Origin of the sequence: Lacticaseibacillus jixianensis, from assembly GCF_003946485.1 — a bacterium.
In the GTDB taxonomy this organism is placed as follows: domain Bacteria; phylum Bacillota; class Bacilli; order Lactobacillales; family Lactobacillaceae; genus Lacticaseibacillus; species Lacticaseibacillus jixianensis.
The window spans coordinates 52779-70001 of the sequence record NZ_RHOJ01000014.1 but is presented as its reverse complement, the minus strand read 5'-3'; the positions used below and the strand labels follow the sequence as shown (position 1 = coordinate 70001).

At 62.8% G+C, this 17223-nt stretch carries 16 protein-coding genes; 1 reads left to right on the top strand and 15 read right to left on the bottom strand.

Translation table 11 applies throughout. The annotated features are described in order from the left end of the window. Nucleotides 1-201: 201 nt before the first annotated feature. The 13 genes from EKM85_RS07160 to EKM85_RS07100 all read right to left on the bottom strand — a co-directional run bounded on the left by EKM85_RS07160 (nt 202) and on the right by EKM85_RS07100 (nt 14128). Nucleotides 202-813 carry a hypothetical protein gene (locus EKM85_RS07160; RefSeq protein WP_125585588.1) on the bottom strand — a complete coding sequence of 204 codons (612 nt, stop codon included), beginning with the start codon at nt 811-813 and terminating at the stop codon, nt 202-204. A gap of 84 nt (nt 814-897) precedes the next feature. Next, entirely contained in the window at nt 898-1563 is a 666-nt protein-coding gene (locus EKM85_RS07155; protein ID WP_125585587.1) for a thiamine diphosphokinase, read from the bottom strand. Next, entirely contained in the window at nt 1560-2213 is a 654-nt protein-coding gene (gene rpe, locus EKM85_RS07150) for a ribulose-phosphate 3-epimerase (RefSeq protein WP_125585586.1), read from the bottom strand. The genes EKM85_RS07155 and rpe overlap by 4 nt, the downstream gene beginning before the upstream one ends. An 18-nt stretch (nt 2214-2231) precedes the next feature. After that, nucleotides 2232-3155 (bottom strand): ribosome small subunit-dependent GTPase A, encoded by a 924-nt coding sequence (rsgA, locus tag EKM85_RS07145; RefSeq protein ID WP_125585585.1) that lies wholly within the window; start codon nt 3153-3155, stop codon nt 2232-2234. Continuing rightward, a complete protein-coding gene (gene pknB / locus EKM85_RS07140; RefSeq protein ID WP_125585584.1) occupies nt 3145-5145 on the bottom strand; it encodes a Stk1 family PASTA domain-containing Ser/Thr kinase in 2001 nt (666 codons plus the stop codon). The genes rsgA and pknB overlap by 11 nt, the downstream gene beginning before the upstream one ends. Next, on the bottom strand, nt 5142-5885 hold the full coding sequence (locus EKM85_RS07135; RefSeq protein WP_125585583.1) for a Stp1/IreP family PP2C-type Ser/Thr phosphatase: 744 nt from the start codon (nt 5883-5885) through the stop codon (nt 5142-5144). The genes pknB and EKM85_RS07135 overlap by 4 nt, the downstream gene beginning before the upstream one ends. A gap of 8 nt (nt 5886-5893) precedes the next feature. Continuing rightward, on the bottom strand, nt 5894-7231 hold the full coding sequence (gene rsmB, locus EKM85_RS07130; RefSeq protein ID WP_125585582.1) for a 16S rRNA (cytosine(967)-C(5))-methyltransferase RsmB: 1338 nt from the start codon (nt 7229-7231) through the stop codon (nt 5894-5896). Next, nucleotides 7218-8162, bottom strand: a complete 945-nt coding sequence (gene fmt / locus EKM85_RS07125) for a methionyl-tRNA formyltransferase (RefSeq protein WP_125585581.1) — start codon at nt 8160-8162, stop codon at nt 7218-7220. The genes rsmB and fmt overlap by 14 nt, the downstream gene beginning before the upstream one ends. 10 nt (nt 8163-8172) lie before the next feature. Then, a complete protein-coding gene (gene priA / locus EKM85_RS07120; RefSeq protein WP_125585580.1) occupies nt 8173-10590 on the bottom strand; it encodes a primosomal protein N' in 2418 nt (805 codons plus the stop codon). Next, the gene (coaBC, locus tag EKM85_RS07115; RefSeq protein ID WP_125585579.1) at nt 10587-11771 is read right to left on the bottom strand and encodes a bifunctional phosphopantothenoylcysteine decarboxylase/phosphopantothenate--cysteine ligase CoaBC; all 1185 of its coding nucleotides are present in this window, start codon (nt 11769-11771) and stop codon (nt 10587-10589) included. The genes priA and coaBC overlap by 4 nt, the downstream gene beginning before the upstream one ends. 535 nt (nt 11772-12306) lie before the next feature. Continuing rightward, nucleotides 12307-12552, bottom strand: coding sequence for a DNA-directed RNA polymerase subunit omega (gene rpoZ / locus EKM85_RS07110; protein WP_125585578.1), 246 nt, complete (start codon nt 12550-12552; stop codon nt 12307-12309). Between the two features lie 214 nt (nt 12553-12766). Then, a complete protein-coding gene (gene gmk / locus EKM85_RS07105) occupies nt 12767-13375 on the bottom strand; it encodes a guanylate kinase (protein ID WP_125585577.1) in 609 nt (202 codons plus the stop codon). Between the two features lie 57 nt (nt 13376-13432). Next, nucleotides 13433-14128 carry a patatin-like phospholipase family protein gene (locus EKM85_RS07100; protein WP_164510703.1) on the bottom strand — a complete coding sequence of 232 codons (696 nt, stop codon included), beginning with the start codon at nt 14126-14128 and terminating at the stop codon, nt 13433-13435. 107 nt (nt 14129-14235) lie between these two features. On the opposite strand from EKM85_RS07100, the gene EKM85_RS07095 reads away from it, so the two are divergent. Next, a complete protein-coding gene (locus EKM85_RS07095; RefSeq protein ID WP_125585575.1) occupies nt 14236-14535 on the top strand; it encodes a hypothetical protein in 300 nt (99 codons plus the stop codon). Between the two features lie 471 nt (nt 14536-15006). On the opposite strand, the gene recN is transcribed toward EKM85_RS07095, so the two are convergent. Both recN and EKM85_RS07085 read right to left on the bottom strand, forming a co-directional pair. Next, nucleotides 15007-16698, bottom strand: coding sequence for a DNA repair protein RecN (gene recN, locus EKM85_RS07090; RefSeq protein ID WP_125585574.1), 1692 nt, complete (start codon nt 16696-16698; stop codon nt 15007-15009). A 4-nt stretch (nt 16699-16702) separates the two neighbouring features. After that, complete coding sequence (locus EKM85_RS07085; RefSeq protein ID WP_125585573.1) at nt 16703-17152, bottom strand: arginine repressor; 450 nt, start codon at nt 17150-17152, stop codon at nt 16703-16705. Nucleotides 17153-17223: the final 71 nt, after the last annotated feature.

Sequence of the window (17223 nt, the reverse complement as noted above, 5' to 3'; positions counted from 1 at the left end):
AACAGGTCGTATCGACTTGGTGTTTTTATTTTTTCCGCTCGGCGACGATAGTGGCTAACTTGATTCTAAAACGCGGGTTAGAATCTTGTATTAATTAAAATAGAAAATAATTGGTAAAGATGACCGCTTTCCCACAAAACCGGGCTGTGTACACCCTTCCAATAACGAAAAAACCACACCAGGCAGTGTGGTTTCAGATCACTATTGATGAACGTCGAACTGACCGCTGGGGTAGACCCAGTAAAGATGCGTCAGTTTCAACTTCTTGCTCCCCAGTTTTTGATAGCCGCCGATCTCGGTCACCTTGACGCCTGCGTTGCCTGTGGCTTGGCCGCGGTAGCGATACGCTTCCGCTGCGTTCTCATCGGTCGCGTTCTTCTTGTAGTAGTTCTCGACGACGAGGAGGTCATGGTACTGCTGGCTGCTCAGCGGGTGCTCAGTGGCGTCGATCACCTCGCCGCTGCTTGAGGCGGCCTGCTTTTTGGCGCTGGCCTTTGGGGCGGCCTTCTTCTTGGTGCGGTCAGCCGGGGCGCGCTTGCTGCTGGTGGCCGAAGCCGTGGCGCTGGTACTCATCCGCGGCATGATCAGGCGATCGTACACGACCAGCCCCACGAGCGCCACGGCGAACACGATCATGACCCGCCGCGTCCCGTGGATCAGCTTATCCAGCCAGCGCCGGTGGAGCCGGGTGTCTGGCAGCCGGGCGAAGTGCAGGTAACGGAAATAGTACACGATGATCAGCAGGATGATCAGTGCCGCGACGCTCAGCTCACGATATAGTGGCACCTGAAAGAAATGGATAATTGCGCCCATGCCGTTCCTCCATAAACCCCAACATTTTCTGACCCCAGTATATCAGTTGCTAAATACAAATTAAATAATGGCTGCGCCCGGCCTTCAGTTGTCCTGCTTCTGCCCGTTGCGATCGCGGCTGTAAACCACCGCCACGATGCCGGACTGCCAGCGGATGGTCACCGGCTTGGTGCCCAGAAACTCATTAGACGCCCAGGAAAAAGGCGTCATGCTGGACCACTCGTGCAGCGGGTACTTGGCCCCGGCAATGGTCAGCTTCTCGATTGCCGTCAGCGGCACGATGCCCAGATACGGGTACGTCGCATCTGCCGTCAGCTCGTGCTCGCCGGCGCGGAAGAACCGCACCAGGTTTTGACCGTCCAGCAGCTCGATGCGCTCGGCATACGGCTGAAAGCGCAGCTGCGTCGGCAGAAACAAGTTGGCCAGCAAATGATCCAGCCGGCCCCCGGTCGCGCCGATCAACTGCACGCGTTCGGCGCCCGCCTTAAAGGCCAGCCGCACGGCCATTTCAGTATCCGTCTCGTCCTTTTCGGGCTTGGCGGTGTGCAGCTCCGGCACCTGGGCCTGCACCCGCGCAAACTCCGCTGGGGTCAGCGAGTCGAAGTCGCCCACCGCAAACGCGGGCGTGATGCCGGCAGCCAGCAGGTGCAACGTGCCGCGGTCGACGCCGACCCACGGACCAGCAAGCTGCGACCATCCCTGCGGCAGCAAGCTCACCGGGCCGCCCACCATTAACCGATAAGCCGTCATTGGCCCGCCGCCCGGAGCTTAGCCATCTGCTTGGCCGGCGAATCCCCTTTGGCAAAGACGTAGGAACCGGCGACGAAAATGTCGGCGCCCGCCGCGGCCACAGTGCCAATGGTCTGATCGGTGATGCCGCCGTCGACCTCTATTTTGAAGGCCAGGCCTCGCTCGGACCGCCACCGGGCCAACTGCGCGACCTTTTGGGCCATCGCCGGCAGGAAGGCCTGCCCGCCAAAACCGGGGTTAACGGTCATGACCAGCACCTGGTCAACCAGCGGCAGCACCTCTTCAATGGCGCTGAGGCTGGTGCCGGGGTTGACGACGACGCCGGCCTTAACGCCGTGTTCTTGAATCAGCTGGAGCGCGCGGTAGATGTGCGGGGTCGCCTCGACGTGCACCAGCAGCGTGTCCGCGCCGGCCTTGGCAAAGGCCGGGATCCAAGCCTCCGGATCATCGACCATCATGTGGACGTCCAGCGGCAGCGAGGTCACCGGCCGAATGGCGGCAACCACCGCCGGGCCGAAGGTGAGGTTCGGCACGAAATGCCCGTCCATCACGTCAATGTGGAGCAGATCCGCGCCGCCCTGCTGAACGGTTTGAATGTCGCGGGCCAGGTGGGCAAAATCTGCGCTTAATATCGAAGGTGCAATTTTCATTACTAGGCAAACTCCCTTCTACTTCTTCAGGTACACCGGCCGCTGGCCCGCCAGTTCGGCGCGAAACTGCAGGTAGTCATCGTAGCGGGTTTGCATGATCGTGCCGGCTGCAACTTCGGCCTTGACCGCGCAGCCCGGCTCCTTGACGTGCTGACAGGAGCGGAACTTGCAGCCGCCCGCCGCGTCAACGAACTCGGGGAAGCGGTCGCGCAGCTCATCCAGCGTCACGTCAAGCAGGCCGAGCGAGGAGAAGCCCGGCGTGTCGGCGACGAGACCGCCGTCGGCAATGAACAGCTCGGTGGTGCGGGTCGTGTGCTTGCCGCGGTTCAGCGCCTTAGAGATCTCCCCGGTCGCCAGGGCTAGCCCCGGCACCAGGTGATTGATCAGGGTCGACTTGCCCGCCCCGGTCTGGCCGGTGAAGATGGTCAGCTTGTCCGCAAAAGAAGCACGCACATCAGCCAGCGTGGCCGAAGCAAACGGTGGCACGCTGGCGAAGGTCCGATAGCCGATCGCCTCGTAGCCGGCGAGGGCCGCCTGGATCTCCTGCAGCCGCGCGGGCGCGACCAGGTCGGTTTTCGTCAGGTAGATCTCCGCGTGGATCTGCTTGCCTTCCAGGTAAACGAGGAAGCGGTCCAGCAGGTTCAGCGAAAAGTCCGGCTCGGCGGCCGCCACGACCAGGATGGCCTGGTCAATGTTGGCCACCGGCGGGCGGACCAGGGCGTTTTGCCGGGGCTTCAGCCGCAGCAAATACCCTTCGTCGTCGGCGCCGACGCCCGGGGCAAACTCGGCGAAGTCCCCCACGAGCGGGGAGATCTTCTGGTTGCGCAGGTTGCCGCGGCCGCGGGTGCGGTAGACGGTTTGGCCCACGGCAACGTCGTAAAAACCGCTGACCTGCCGGATGATCCGGCCCGTTTTCTCTCCTGATCGATCATTAGTTGTCACTGATGTTGTCCTCCGACTGAACGACACTGCCGTTATTTTCGATCTTGTAGGCCCCGGTGTCGCCGTTCTTCAGCGTGAAGGTCAGGGTGATCGTCTGGTCGGCCGTGATCGTCATGGTCTTGTACACGTCGGCGAGCTTGTGGCTGCTGTCTTGCAGGTAAATGGTGATCTGCGCGGGCTCGCTGGTGCTGGAATCAGTGCTGCTGGAGGCGGCATCGGCGTTGTACGCGAGCTTGATGGTGCGCGTCACCGTCTTGGTCGTGTCACTGGACGACGAGGAGCTGGCCGGATCCTTCCCCTTCGAGAAGGTCATGGTCATCGTGTCCCCCTTGTGCAGGTCGCTGCCGGCCTGCGGATCCTGCGACAGAAGCTGGCCGGACGGCACGGTGTCGTTGTACGCGGTCTCGATCTTCAGGACCATGCCGTGCGCGCTGGCCCAGGCGGTCACTTGCGCCTCGGTCTGCCCGGAAAAGTCCGGCATCGAAACGGTCTCTGTGCCACTGGACACGGTCAGCGTGATGGTGCGGTTGGCCGGCACGACCTTGGTCCCTTCGTCCATGCTCTGGGCCATGATGACCCCGGACTCGACGGTGGCGCTGGCCTTGCGCTTGCGCTTGACGGTAAAGCCCGCCTTTTCCAGGCGCGCCTTGATGGTGGCGTAGTCATCCCCGACGTAATCGCCAATGGTGTACTTCTTGGCGCCGGTGCTGATCACGATGTCGACGCTGCTCCCGGCCTTGACGCTGTCGCCGGCCCCCGGATCGGAGTCGATGACCTTGTCCTTGGTCACCTTGCTGGACGCCTGCTTGGTCTCCTTGCCCAGCTCCAAGTTGGCCGCTTCGAGCGCCGATTCGGCCTGGGTGCGGCTCATCCCCGCGAGGTTCGGAACCGTGGCGTCCTTGCTGCCACCGGTGAGCGCCAGCACGACGAACAAAATGATGCCGGCGACGATCACGCCGCCCAGCAGGAACGGCCAGTACTTTTTCCAACCCTTCTTGGCCGGCTTCTTCGGCCGCGTTGCGGCGGCCGGGGTCGCCTTTTTCTCTGGGACAACGGCTTGGGCCGCGGCGTGCACCGGCTGCGGCGCAGGGCTGCCCACCACCGGCACGACCTTGGTCTCATCCAGGTCGTTAGCCTCGGGCACGAACTTCTCCTCGTGCGCGCGGGCCGGCGACAGCGCGGTCTTCAGGTCGGCGGCCATGGCCGCGGCCGACGTGTAGCGGCTGGCCGGGTCCTTGGCCGTGGCCTTCAGCACCACGTTCTCCAGGGCCTGGGGAATGCGCGGGTCAAAGTCGCGCACGCTGGGCATGTCCTCCTGGAAGTGCTTGAGCGCGATCGACACCGCCGAATCGCCTTCGAACGGCACCGTCCCCGTGAGCATCTCAAATAAAATGATGCCAAGCGCGTAGATGTCGCTTTGCTTGGTCGGCATGCTGCCGCGGGCCTGCTCCGGGCTCAGGTAGTGCACCGACCCCAGCAGCGAGTTGGTCTGGGTCATCGAATTGTCCGACAGCGCCACGGCGATCCCGAAATCGGTGATCTTGGCGTTGCCGTCCTGGTCAATCATGATGTTTTGCGGCTTGAGGTCCCGGTGGATGATGTTGTGATCATGGGCGACTTGAATGCCGGCCAGGATCTGCGCCATGATGTCGACGACCCGCTGGTACGGGATCGGGAAGTGCTCGACGATGTACTTCTTGAGGTCCGAGCCGCGCACGTACTCCATGACCAGGTACTGCTGGTCGTTGCTTTCGCCGACGTCGTAGATCGACACGATGTTCGGGTGGACCAGCTCAGTGGTCGCCATCGCCTCGCGCTGGAAGCGGCGCTTGGTGTCCGGATCGTTTTGCAGGTCAAGCCGCAAGACTTTCACCGCCACGTCGCGGTCCAAGATCAGGTCGTGCGCCAAATAGACGTTGGCCATCCCGCCTTCGCCCAGGGTCTTCAGCAGCTTGTAGCGCTCATTTAAAATGTAGCCAGGTTCGATCACGCTTGCTCCCTCCAATCCTGATGAATGATCAACGCCGAGATGTTATCCGGCCCGCCCGCCTCGTTTGCCAGGTCAATCAGTTGCTGGGCCTTGGCCCCAAGCGGCAGGTCGCCGCCGATCACCGCAGCGAGCTCTTCGTCCGCGACCTGCTTGGTCAGGCCGTCCGAACACAGTAGCAAGTAGTCGTCGTATTCCATATCGTAGATGGTGACATCGGCGTCCACGTCCTCGGAGACCCCGAGGCTGCGGGTGATGACGTTGCGCTGCGGGAACTTCTCCGCCTCTTGCCGGGTCAGCTCGCCGCGGCGCACCAGCTCGTTGACCAGCGAGTGGTCCTCGGTGATCTGGATCAGGTGGCCGTTGCGGTACAGGTAGGCGCGCGAGTCGCCGATGTTGGCGACCACAAAGCGCGACCCCGAAATGATGACCGCCACCAAGGTGGTGCCCATCCCCATCAGGTCGGCGTAGCGCTGCGCCTTTTCCAGGATCACCGTGTTCTCCTGCTGCAGCTCAAAGATGAGCCACCGCACGATCTTCTCCACGTCGGTGTTCGCGGTGGCTTCAAAGGCGTGGCCGAGGTGCGACACCGCCATCTCGGAGGCCACGTCGCCGCCCAGATGGCCGCCCATCCCGTCGGCGACGATGGCCAGCGTGACGCCGGCGTGGTTGGCGAACAGCCCCACGTAGTCCTCATTATTTGGCCGCTTGCGGCCGATGTCAGTGCGATAGGTGTATTCCATACTGTGTCCTACTTTCGCACGAAGCTGGCGATGAAAAAGCCGTCCGTGCCGTAATCGTCTGGAAAGAGCTGAAGCGCCGGGGCCCCGTGGGCAAACGCCAACGGCTGATCGACCGGGACGGCCACCTGCTCAAAGTCAGGGTGCGCCGCCAAGAACTGGCGGACCACGCCCTGATTTTCCTCTTCTACCATGGTACACGTACTATAGGTCAAGCGTCCATTCACTTTTAGTAAAGGCGCCACCGCGTTCAGGATCGCCAGCTGGATCGTCGGCAGCTGCGTCAGGTCCGCCGGCCGCTTGGTGTAGCGGACCTCCGGCTTGCGGCGCATCAGCCCCAGCCCGGAGCACGGCGCATCGACCAGGATGCGGTCGAAACTCGCCGCGTCAAAATGGTCCCCGGCCTCGCGGGCGTCCATCGCCTGCGCGTGCACCCGGTCGGCCAGGCCCAGCCGCTTGGCGTTCTGCTCGATCAGGCGCACCTTGTGGGGATGCAGATCCAGCGCCACGACCGCGCCGCCTTGGGCCGGATCCAGAGACTGCGCGATGTGGGTGGTCTTGCCGCCCGGCGCCGCGCAGGCATCCAGCACGCGGCTGCCTGGCTGCAGGTCAAGGCTTGGCGCCACCAGCATCGAGCTTTCGTCCTGGATCGTGTACTGGCCCTCGGCAAAGGCCTTCGTGCCGGCGAGAAAACCGCCGTCTGCGACCAGCCCCACCGGCGTCAGCGCGCTTTCGCGAATGCTGGGAAATTCGGGGGCCAGCGCCTTGGCCAGCGCTTGCGGCGTGGTCTTGGTCGTGTTGACCCGCAGCGACGCGGCCGCCGGCTGGTTGATCGTCTTGAAGATCGCCTCGGTTTTCGCCTCGCCGAGCTGGTCCGCAAGCTTGGCCGCCAGCCATTCAGGCACACTGTAAGTGATTGAAAGGCGCTTGGCAGGCGGCGTGAGCTTGGTCAGGTCCGGCACCTCGCTGCGCTGTAGGTTGCGCAGGATCGCCGTCACGTACTGGCCGACGCCCAGGTTGCCCATTTTCTTGGCGATCTTGGTCGATTCGTTGAAAATGGCACGGGCCGGGATGCGGTCGAGGTAAACCAGCTGATAAACCGCCGTTTGCAGCAAGGCGTGCACCCACGGGTCCAGCTTGCGGTCCTTCACGAAGGGCTTCAGGTAGTAGTCCAGCGTCAGCCCATGCTGAATCACGCCGTAAACCAGGTTGGTGGCCAGCGCCGCGTCACGGTCTTCCAGTTGGTTCTTCTTCAGCTCGGCGTCTAGGGCCAAGTTGGCGTAGCTGCCCTGAGTGGCAACGCGCGTCAGGATCTTAACAGCCAGGGTGCGCGGATCAGTCTTCGGCAATGATTTGGTCTCCTTCTTTAATGCTGCGGCCGGCGCCGTTCAAAAACGCGGCAATGGGTTGTTTGCCCTTGCCCGCCGGCTGCAGCTCGTTAATGGCAAACGTGGTGCCGCTGCCGGCCGCCACGACGAGGCGTTTTTTGGTGCGCTCAACGACCGTGCCTGGCGCCTGCTGCGTGGTGCCGTCAAGCGGCGTGATCGCCCAGAGCTTCACCCGCTCGCCCAGCAGCGTCACCCAGCCGCCGACTGCGGGCCGCAGCGCGCGGACCCAGTTGTCAAGCTTGGCTGCCGGCAGTGTGATGGCCAGGTGTTCCTGGTCCTTGCTGATGGTCGGTGAGAACTTCACTTGCTCCTCATCTTGCGGCGTTGGCTGCGCGCCGGCGATGATGCTCGGCAGGTGCGCCATTAACAGGTCGCGGCCCATCAGGCTGAGCTTGGCAAACACGGTGCCGGTGTCGTCGGCGCGGGTCAGCGGCAGTGCCGCCTGCGCCCACATGCCGCCGGCGTCCATCTTCTTGACCATCTGGATCAAGGTCACGCCGGTCTCCGCGTCGCCGTTGATGATACTGTACTGGATCGGCGCGCCGCCGCGGTACTTCGGCAAAAGCGAGCCGTGCACGTTGACGGCCGTGATCTTCGCCGCGTTCAAGAACTTGGTCGGCAAAAACTGGCCGTACGCGGCGGTGATGATCAGATCCGGTGCCAGCGCGATCGCTTCGGCGAGCTCCGGGCTGCCGGAAAGCTTTTCCGGCTGCAGGACCTTGATCCCCAGTTTCAGGGCGGTCTGCTTGACCGGCGACTGCGCCAGCTGCTGCTTGCGCCCCACCGGCCGGTCCGGCTGCGTGAAGACGGCCAGCACCTGATAGTCCTTGGCGACGGCTTCTAAGATCGGCACGGCAAACTGCGGTGTGCCCATGAAAATTACACTAGTCATTGATCTCTCCTTAAATGAACGTGAGCGGCTCCTTGTCGATGCCGACAAAGTAGCCATTGCGCGTCCCGACCTGCGTCTCATCCAGGATCTGGGTCAACGTCTGGGCGAGCCGCGGTTCTTGCTTGTACTTGATCACCAGCTGATAAAGGTAGCGGTTCTTCAGCCGGGCGATCGGCCCGGGCGTCGGCCCCAGCACGATGGCCTTGGGCGACAGCTGATCTTGCAGCTGCTTGGCCAGCTGGTAGATCAGCTTCGCCGCCGCCGCTTCCTGCTGGTGGCTGACGGTGACCTTGGTGGTGAAGTAATACGGCGGGTAGTCGGCGCGGTGGCGGATCGCCATCTCCTGGCGGAAAAAGCCCTCGTAATCCTGAAGCTTCGCGTACTGGATCGCGTAATGGTCCGGGTTGAAGGTCTGAATGAAGACCTCCCCCGGTTTCTCCGCGCGCCCGGCACGGCCGGACACCTGCGTCAGCAGATCAAAGGTCCGCTCGCTGGCGCGAAAGTCCGGCATCCCCAGCCCCGTGTCGGCGTTGATCACGCCGACCAGGGTGACATCGGGAAAGTCCAGGCCCTTCGCGATCATCTGCGTGCCCAGCAAAATGTCGGCTTCGTGCGCGCCAAACGCGGCCAGGATCTTCTCGTGGCCGCCCTTGCGCCGCGTCGTGTCGACGTCCATGCGCAGCACCCGGGCCATGGGAAGCAGCTGGTGCAGGCTCGCCTCGACCTTCTCGGTGCCCGTGCCGTAGTAGCGGATCCTGCGCGACCCGCAGCTTGGGCAGACGGTCGGGATCGCCTCCTCGTGGCCGCAGTAATGGCAGCGCAGCGTGCGCGTGTCCATGTGCAGGGTCAAGCTGATGTCGCAGTTCGGGCACTGCACGCGGTAGCCGCACTCCCGGCACATCACGAAGCTGGAAAAACCGCGCTTGTTCAGCAGCAGCACGCTTTGCTCGCGCCGGTCCAGCCGAGTCTGCAAGGCGTCCAGCAGATCCTTAGAAAAGTCGTCCTTGCCGCCCTGCTTGTAGGCCTCGCGCATGTCGATCACGTGCACCTGGGGCAGCGGCTGCTGGTTGATCCGGTGCGGCAGCTTCAGCAAAGTATACACGCCTTTTTCGGCCCGGGCGCGGGATTCCAGGCTCGGCGTGGCCGACCCCAGCACGACGGGCGCGCCGAACGTCTGCGCGCGGTGCAGCACCACGTCGCGCGCGTGGTAGCGCGGCGCGTCGTCCTGCTTGTACGACGTCTCGTGCTCCTCGTCAATGATGAAAACGCCGATGTTGGTCAGCGGCGCAAACGCCGCCGAGCGCGCCCCGACCACCACCTGGGCCTCGCCGCGCTGAATGCGGCGCCACTCGTCGAACTTCTCGCCTTCCGAAAGCCCGGAGTGCATGACGGCCACCTCTCGGCCAAACCGGCCCTTCACGCGGTGGACCATCTGCGGCGTCAGCGCGATCTCGGGCACCAGCATCATCGCGTTGCGGCCCATTTTCAGGGCCGCGGCGATGACCTGCAGGTAAACCTCGGTCTTGCCCGACCCCGTGACGCCTTCCAGCAAAAAGGTCGTCGGCTGTTTGGCCTGCACGGCCGAGTTGACGGTGCGAACGACCTTGGCCTGGTCCGCGGTCAGCGTCAGCGGCTGCGTCCGCTCACCGTGGTCCAGCTCGTCGTACGGGGCGCGGTAGACCTCGCGGGCCACCAGCTTCAGCCAGCCCTTCTTGGCCGCCGCAGTGGTTGCCGCCCGGTCCACGTCGCCGGCCTTGACCGCCTGGGCCAACACCGGCGTCTGGTGGGCGTTGACCCAGGTCCGCAGTGCGGTGATCAGCTGCAGCTGCTTGGTCGCGTTAGCGCGCACCGTTTCGCGCAGTGCGGCATACTCGGCCGCCGTTTTCAGGGGGACGATGACCTGCTCGGTTTTGACCTTCGCCCGGTCCTTGCGCGCGTAATGCAGCGTCAACGCCTGCTGGTCGATCAGCCGCATGACCCGCGCCGAAACGGCCGGGTCCGTGTGGCTGTCCAGCACCAGACGCTCCTGGCCGTCCAGCAGTGCCTTGGCTTCCGGCGTCGGGGCGCTACCCAGCGTGACGCTTTTGATCGTGTCGACCTTGAGCATCGCCGGCAGCATGGTCTGAATGCAGGTGATCCAAAACGCGTAAGTGGTCTGCGCCAGCCAGTGGGACAAGGCCAGCGTCTCCTGGTTCATCACCGGCGCGTAATCCAAAGCGGCGATCACGGGCTTCAGCTCACCGGCATAATCCGCATGGTCGGCTAAGGCCACCACCATGCCGGAGACTTCGCGCTTGCCCTGCCCAAACTGGACCCACACGCGCATGCCCGGCTGGATCCGGTCCGAAAGCGCCGGCGGGATCGCGTAGTCAAACGGCCGGTCCGTCTGCATGGTCGGGACGTCGACAATCACTTTAGCGACCGTCATCCGCGCACCTCCTGGATCTGCCGCAGAATCTGCGAAGCCAGCGTCAGCTTCGAGGCGCGGGCCAACGGTTGGGGCGCGCGGTCCGGCCACAGCAGCACGACCTCGTTGTCATCCGCGTTAAAGCCGCGGCCTGCTCCGACTTGGTTGGCGATCAGCAGGTCAACGTGCTTGCGCGCCAGCTTGGCGGCCGCGTTGGCCAGCACGTGATCCGTTTCAGCGGCAAACCCGGCCACGAACTGGTGCGTCTTGGCCGCGCCCAGCGCCTTTAATATGTCGGGATTCTGCACCAAGGGGAGCGTCATGCCGGCCTCGCCGGTTTTCTTCAGCTTGTGGTCAGCGGCTTGCGCGGGGCGATAATCGGCCACCGCCGCCGCCATGATCACGATGTCGGCCGCGGCAAAGTGCGCCTCGACTGCGGCTTTCATCTCCGCAGCGGAGGCCACGGCGACCTGCTGGACTGCCGGCAGCACCGGTTGGGCGGCGGTCGTCACCAGCGTCACCTGGGCGCCCGCGGCCGCCGCCACGTTGGCCAGCGCCGTCCCCATTTTGCCTGAAGAGTCGTTGGTGAGGTAGCGCACGGGATCCAGGCGCTCGCGGGTGCCCCCGGCCGTCACGACCACCTTGCAGCCAGCCAGAAACTGGTCGCTGGTCGCCGTCTGCACGAAAAGCGCCACGACGGCCTCGGCCGGCATCCGACCCTTGGCGCTGTAACCCTCAGCCAAAAAGCCCACCGCCGGCTCCAGCACCCGCACACCGCGCGCGCGCAGGTGCGCGACGTTGGCCTGCGTCTGCGGGTTGGCCCACATCTGATCGTTCATGGCGGGCACCACCAGCGTCAGGCCGTTGAACGCCAACAGGGTCGTGGTGACCACGTTGTCGGCCAGGCCGAACGCCATTTTGGCCAGGGTGTTCGCGGTGGCCGGGACCACCAGCGCCACGTCCATCCAGTGGGCGAGCGCCACGTGGGCCACGTGTTCGGGGGCGGCAAACTCGCTGGCGTCAGTCAGCACCGCATGCTTGCTGACGGTGGCCAGCGTTTCCGCCGTGACAAAATGGCCCGCCGAAGCTGTCATGGCCACGCGCGCGTCATACCCGGCTTTGATCAGCAGCCGGACGATGTTGGGCGTCTTGTACGCCGCGATCCCGCCGGTGACAAACACGCCGATGTTCTTTGCCATCATGCATCCCCCATTTCGTTTTCCATTATAGCAAACATTACCCAAGCAGTAGTTGGCTCTGCTCAATCAGCAGAAAGACGCCTCCCCGCGCGGCAAGGGCGAGGAGGCAGCGGCAATTTTAGATGTCGTGGGCGGAGAAGTGACGACGACCGGAATGGGGCGGCGGGCTAAGAGCGGCGAGCTTCTGCACCTTCTCTAATCGGGAATCGGGCGGCGGGGTCGCAACGCGGGAGTGGCTAGCTACGCACCCGGCCTCGCCGCTAAAGCCCAGCGGCAATGCCGGATGCTATGATCAGCCTGTAGCCGCTTGCGGCGTATAGGCTGACATGCGTAGCGGCTGATCGTCGGGCTAAGAACGTCGACCCCTCTGCACCTTATCTAATCGGGCGCCGGGGTCGCAACGGGGGAGCATGCAGCTACGCTTAAGCCCTCGTCGGCAAAGTCCACCGACAATGGCTTAAGCTACGCTGCCTGTCCCCCTAAAAGCGCGACCCCTCTGCACCTTATAAAAAAAGACGCTACATCAGCGTCTTTTTCATTAGCCTTCTTTGTGGTCGAGCTTTTCCGCATCCCGCTCCAAGAGCTTGGAATCCGGGTCGATGATGATGTCGCCGGCGGCAATTTCTTCAAGCGCCTGGCCGACCTTCTTCAAGGACCTGTACTCTGGCAGCATCTTGATGCCGCCCTGCTCCAGTTCGTGCGCCCGCTTAGCAGCCAGCACCGCCAGTGAATAACGGGACGGGACCCGGTTCAACAGGGTATCGATCGATGGGTAAATGATCATGTTTATCTTCTCCTTAATCGTGTCGGGGCATGGCCCCACAGTGCGGGTGTGTGGCGGCGGCTAAGTACGGCCGGCTTCGCCACTCTCCTAAACGTGCTGCGCCAGCCAGCGCCCGAGCATCTAGCTACGGCAGTGGCCTCGCCGGCTAAGTGCGCCGGCAATGCCACTACCTAGGCTAGCTGTCGGGCTAAGTACGGCCGGCTTCGCACTCTGACTAGTTTACCATATTCCGGTACTTATCGATAACGCGCGGGACGCGCAAGTGCTCGCTTTCGATGATGCGCTCGATGCGCTTCACCGCCTTGGGCACCTCGTCGTTGACCACGGCGTAATCGTAGTTTTCCATCATTTTAATTTCTTCGGCGGCCTGCTTGATCCGCTTGTTGATCACGTCGGCCGAATCCGTGCCGCGGCCGATCAGACGGTGCTTGAGCTCCATCAGGTCAGGCGGCGTGAGGAAGATGAACACCCCGTCCGGACATTTGGCGCGCACCTGCATGGCACCCTTGACCTCGATCTCCAGCAGCACATCACGGCCACTGTCGAGCGTCTGATTCACATACTTCAGCGGGGTGCCGTAATAGTGGTCAACGTACTTGGCGTATTCGAGCATCTGGCCGGCGGCAATGTCAGCCTCGAACTGTTCTTTGGTACGGAAGTAATAATCGACCCCGTCTTGTTCGCCTGGGCGCGGCTTCCTTGTTGTCATTGAGACTGAGTACTGGAAGTCGCGAAAATCATCAGCGAGCATGGCCTGCCGGACCGTTCCCTTGCCGACCCCACTAGGTCCTGACAAGACGATCAGCATTCCCCGTTCATGCATGATTTAACCTCTTTCGTTGTCGTGTTAAAAACATTATGCCTTTTGCCTTGTGAAATATCAAGGCTCCTTGGCCTGGAGCGCCTGAAATTCAGGGCTTTTGATCATCTTTTGGGCCATTTGCCACCCGGCCAAGAGCAGCCTTGGCCGCGGTTTCTGCCGAAAGTCCAAAATATTCGGCGCCCAGCTCGGCACGTCGAGGTGCAGCCGGGCCGTCACTTTCGGCGTGGGGCCAAGGCCACCGGCGCCAATGCTGACAATGTGCGTGGCGCCAAGGTCCTTGGCGATGTCGATTGGCATGTCATTGACGACGCCGCCATCGACGTAATGCACCCCATTGATGTTGACCTTGGGGTAGACGTAGGGGATCGCCGACGTCGCCAGCAGCCACTGCAGCTGCGCGGCCGGCGTTTTGCTGGTGAGCTCCACAACGTGTTCGTGCAGCCCAGGCAACGCCGCCGTCAGGGCGAGCACCGGCCAGGGCCGAAGCTTGGGCCGGGCGATCAGCTCCCGCAGCAAATTGGCGTACGGCACCTCCCCTTGGCGCTGCCAGAACATGTTGCGCGGGATCTTGGTCAGCCACCACTGGACGAGCTCTGCCGGCGCCAGCTTGGTCGTTGCCAGCGCGTTGATCGCACCGATCGACGTGCCAAGCACGAAGGCGGGCTGCACGTTTGCCGCCGCCAGGGCCGCCAGCGCCCCCGCCTGAAACGCCCCACGGGAACCCCCACCGCCAAGCACTAATCCCAATGCCATCAACATTTCCCCTTTCGCGAAAACTTTTTTGCTAAATCGATTGACTTTCCGAACAATTGTTTGCATAATGAAGTCATCAAATAGAACGAGTGTTCGGAGGCGCCATTATGGAAAATAAAACGAGTGCATTACAGTCAGTGACCCGCGGCCTTATGAAGACCACACGTGAATTTTTTGACCTGAACGAGCCGGCCAAAGTGATGCCAGCATCCCAGGTGCAGCGCTTCGCAGCACAAGCGTTCTCCCGGCACTACCGCGTCGCCCTGAACTTCCAGGGCGAGGAAGCGCCGCTGGTCGGCCACCTCACCCGGCGCCTGACCGGGTCCCGGTACTTACTTCAAGCATACCGCAGTAACCTCTACCGTGTCGTTGACTTGAGCCAAGTCACGTACCTGCAGCGGGCCTAACTCCTAACGTCAGCAGCGCCGCCTCTTTCACCAGAGGCGGCGCTGCTGTTTTTGTATCAAGGTGCGTAGGGTTCGCGTACTTAGCGGGATGGCTAGCCTAGCCCCAAGTATTGCCGCCGTACTTTGGCGGCGAGGCTTGGGGCGTAGCTAGCCACTCCCGCGTTGCGAACCCAAAGCCCGATTATGAAGGTGCGGCGGGTTCGCGCACTTAGCAGGATGGGTAGCCTAGGTTGCGGCTTTGCTCGCAAAGCGAGTGAAGCTGCGACCGTAGCTAGCCACTTCCGCGTTGCGAACCCAAAGCCTGATTACGCCAAGGTGCGTAGGGTTCGCGCACTTAGCGGGATGGGTAGCCTAGGTTGCGGCTTTGCTCGCAAAGCGAGTGAAGCTGCAACCGTAGCTAGCCACTCCCGCGTTGCGAACCCCAAGCCCGATTACGCAAGCTGTCTCAGCTTCCTGGCCAGGTGGCCCCTGCTATTTCTGCTTGGCCGCAGCCGCGAGCTTGAGCATCTCCTCGGCGTGCGCCACCGAGAGTTTGGTGACCTCTTCGCCGGCCAGCATCCGCGCGATCTCCTGCACCCGCCCGGCGTGGTCCAGCTTAGTCACGCTGGTGGTCGTCCGCCCAGCCGCCACGCGCTTTTGAATCAGAAACTCGTGGTCGGATATCGCGGCGACCTGCGGCAAGTGGCTGATGCACAGCACCTGGGAGTGCCGGGCGATCGCCGAGATCTTGTTGGCGATGGCCTGAGCGACCCGCCCGGAGACGCCGGTGTCGACTTCATCGAAGATAATGGCGGTCACGCCGTCGGTTTCGGCAAAAATCGTCTTCAGCGCCAGCATGATCCGCGACAACTCGCCGCCACTGGCGATCTTCGCGAGCGGCTTGGCCGCCTCGCCGGGATTGGTCTGAATGTAGAACTCGACGCTGTCGATACCGTCTGGCCGCAGCGTCTCCGCCGGCAGCTGGCTGAAGCGCACCGAGAACACCGTTTTCTCCATATAAAGCGCCTTGAGCTGGCCATGGATTGCGTCCACCAGCTGCCCTGCCGCGTGCTTGCGCGCCGTGCGCAGCTGGGCGCCCAGCTTGAGCAGCGCCTGATGCTCGGTGGCCACGCGCTTTTCTAGGCCCTCCTCGTCGGCGTCGGTGGCGGTCATCGAATCCAGCTCGGCTTCGGCCTTGGCCCCGTAGGCAATGACGGCGGGCAGGTCGACGCCGTACTTGCGCTCAAGCTGGGAGATCAACTCCAGGCGCTTTTCGACTTCGTCCAGGCGGCCGTCGTCGTATTCGAGCAGGTCCACTTGCCGGGACAGGTCGCCCTGAACGTCCTGCAGGCCGTAGTAGACGGACTGGATCGCATCGGCCAGCTTGGTGTAGGCCGGATCCAGGTCCGCAATGCTTTGCAGGTTACCCATGATCTCACCGATCTGATCCAGCGGACTGACCTCGGATTCGGTCAGCAGCTCGTAGCTTTGCGTCAAGGCGTCGGAGATCCGCTGAAAATTCGCCAGGCGGTCGCGCTCGGCGATCAGCTCGTCTTCTTCCGTCGGCTTGAGCTGGGCCGTTTGGATCTCGTTGACCTGAAACTTGAGCATGTCAAGGCGCTGCGCCCATTCCCGCTCGTTTTGGTGCTTTTTGGCCAGTGCCGTTTGGTCCTTTTGAAAGGCCGCGTACTGCGTCTGGTAAGCGGCAAGCACGGTCTGCACCTTCGCCCCGGCAAACTGGTCAAGCAGGCCCAGGTGCGTTTCGGGGTGCACCAGCTGCTGGTGCTCGTTTTGGCCGTGAATATCGACCAGCGTCTCGCCGATCTCGCGCAGCGTCGCCGTGTTGACCAGCACCCCGTTGACGCGGCAGAGGTTGCGGCCCGTGGCGTAAAGCTCGCGCTGAAGCAGCACCATCCCGTCGTCCGGGGCCAGGCCGAACTTGGCCATGACCGCCGGCGTGCGCGGGTTGGACGTCGCGTCAAACAGGCCTTGCAGCGTCGCTTTCGTCGCGCCGGTGCGCACGAAATCCGCAGAGCCGCGGCTGCCGGCAAGCAGGCCGACCGCGTCGATGATGATCGACTTGCCGGCCCCGGTCTCCCCGGTTAGCGTGGTCATCCCGGCCGCAAAGCTCAGCTCCAGGTCTTCAATGATGGCAAAATCATGAATCACTAATTCTTGCAGCATTTGCTCACACCATTTCATCCAGCATTTTAAGGACGGCCTTCGCCTCCGCCCCACCGCGGCAAACCAGGAGGATCGACGCATCGCCGGCGATCGTCGCAAAAATGCGCGGATCCATCAGCTGCTCGATCAGGTTGCCGACCGCTGGCGCAGTGCCGGGCGACATCACGAGGTAAACAAACTGATCCATGACATCCCCGCGCAGGTAGGCCGCCTGAAGCGTGCGGCGCAGTTTGTCCAGGGGGGCAAGCTGCCGTTCTGGGGGCAGCGAGTACCGATAATGCCCATTGGTCATTGGCACCTTGACCAGCTGCATATCCTTGATGTCCCGCGAGATCGTGGCCTGCGTCACCGCAATGCCGCGCGCGGCCAGGGCCGCCACGAAGTCGCCTTGCCGCTCAATCGGCGTGCTTTCGACTAACGCCCGGATCTGAGCTTGACGTTCACTTTTTTGCATCTGCTCACCCGCTTTCGCCCTCAATTATAGAGCATCATGCATAAAGTGTGCAAACAAATGAATAGATATTC

Coding starts and splice junctions, on each gene's coding strand:
- EKM85_RS07160 (WP_125585588.1), bottom strand. CDS start 813: ATGGGCGCAATTATCCATTTCTTTCAGGTGCCACTATATCGTGAGCTG.
- EKM85_RS07155 (WP_125585587.1), bottom strand. CDS start 1,563: ATGACGGCTTATCGGTTAATGGTGGGCGGCCCGGTGAGCTTGCTGCCG.
- rpe (WP_125585586.1), bottom strand. CDS start 2,213: ATGAAAATTGCACCTTCGATATTAAGCGCAGATTTTGCCCACCTGGCC.
- EKM85_RS07135 (WP_125585583.1), bottom strand. CDS start 5,885: ATGGAATACACCTATCGCACTGACATCGGCCGCAAGCGGCCAAATAAT.
- fmt (WP_125585581.1), bottom strand. CDS start 8,162: ATGACTAGTGTAATTTTCATGGGCACACCGCAGTTTGCCGTGCCGATC.
- priA (WP_125585580.1), bottom strand. CDS start 10,590: ATGACGGTCGCTAAAGTGATTGTCGACGTCCCGACCATGCAGACGGAC.
- coaBC (WP_125585579.1), bottom strand. CDS start 11,771: ATGATGGCAAAGAACATCGGCGTGTTTGTCACCGGCGGGATCGCGGCG.
- rpoZ (WP_125585578.1), bottom strand. CDS start 12,552: ATGATCATTTACCCATCGATCGATACCCTGTTGAACCGGGTCCCGTCC.
- gmk (WP_125585577.1), bottom strand. CDS start 13,375: ATGCATGAACGGGGAATGCTGATCGTCTTGTCAGGACCTAGTGGGGTC.
- EKM85_RS07100 (WP_164510703.1), bottom strand. CDS start 14,128: ATGGCATTGGGATTAGTGCTTGGCGGTGGGGGTTCCCGTGGGGCGTTT.
- EKM85_RS07095 (WP_125585575.1), top strand. CDS start 14,236: ATGGAAAATAAAACGAGTGCATTACAGTCAGTGACCCGCGGCCTTATG.
- recN (WP_125585574.1), bottom strand. CDS start 16,698: ATGCTGCAAGAATTAGTGATTCATGATTTTGCCATCATTGAAGACCTG.
- EKM85_RS07085 (WP_125585573.1), bottom strand. CDS start 17,152: ATGCAAAAAAGTGAACGTCAAGCTCAGATCCGGGCGTTAGTCGAAAGC.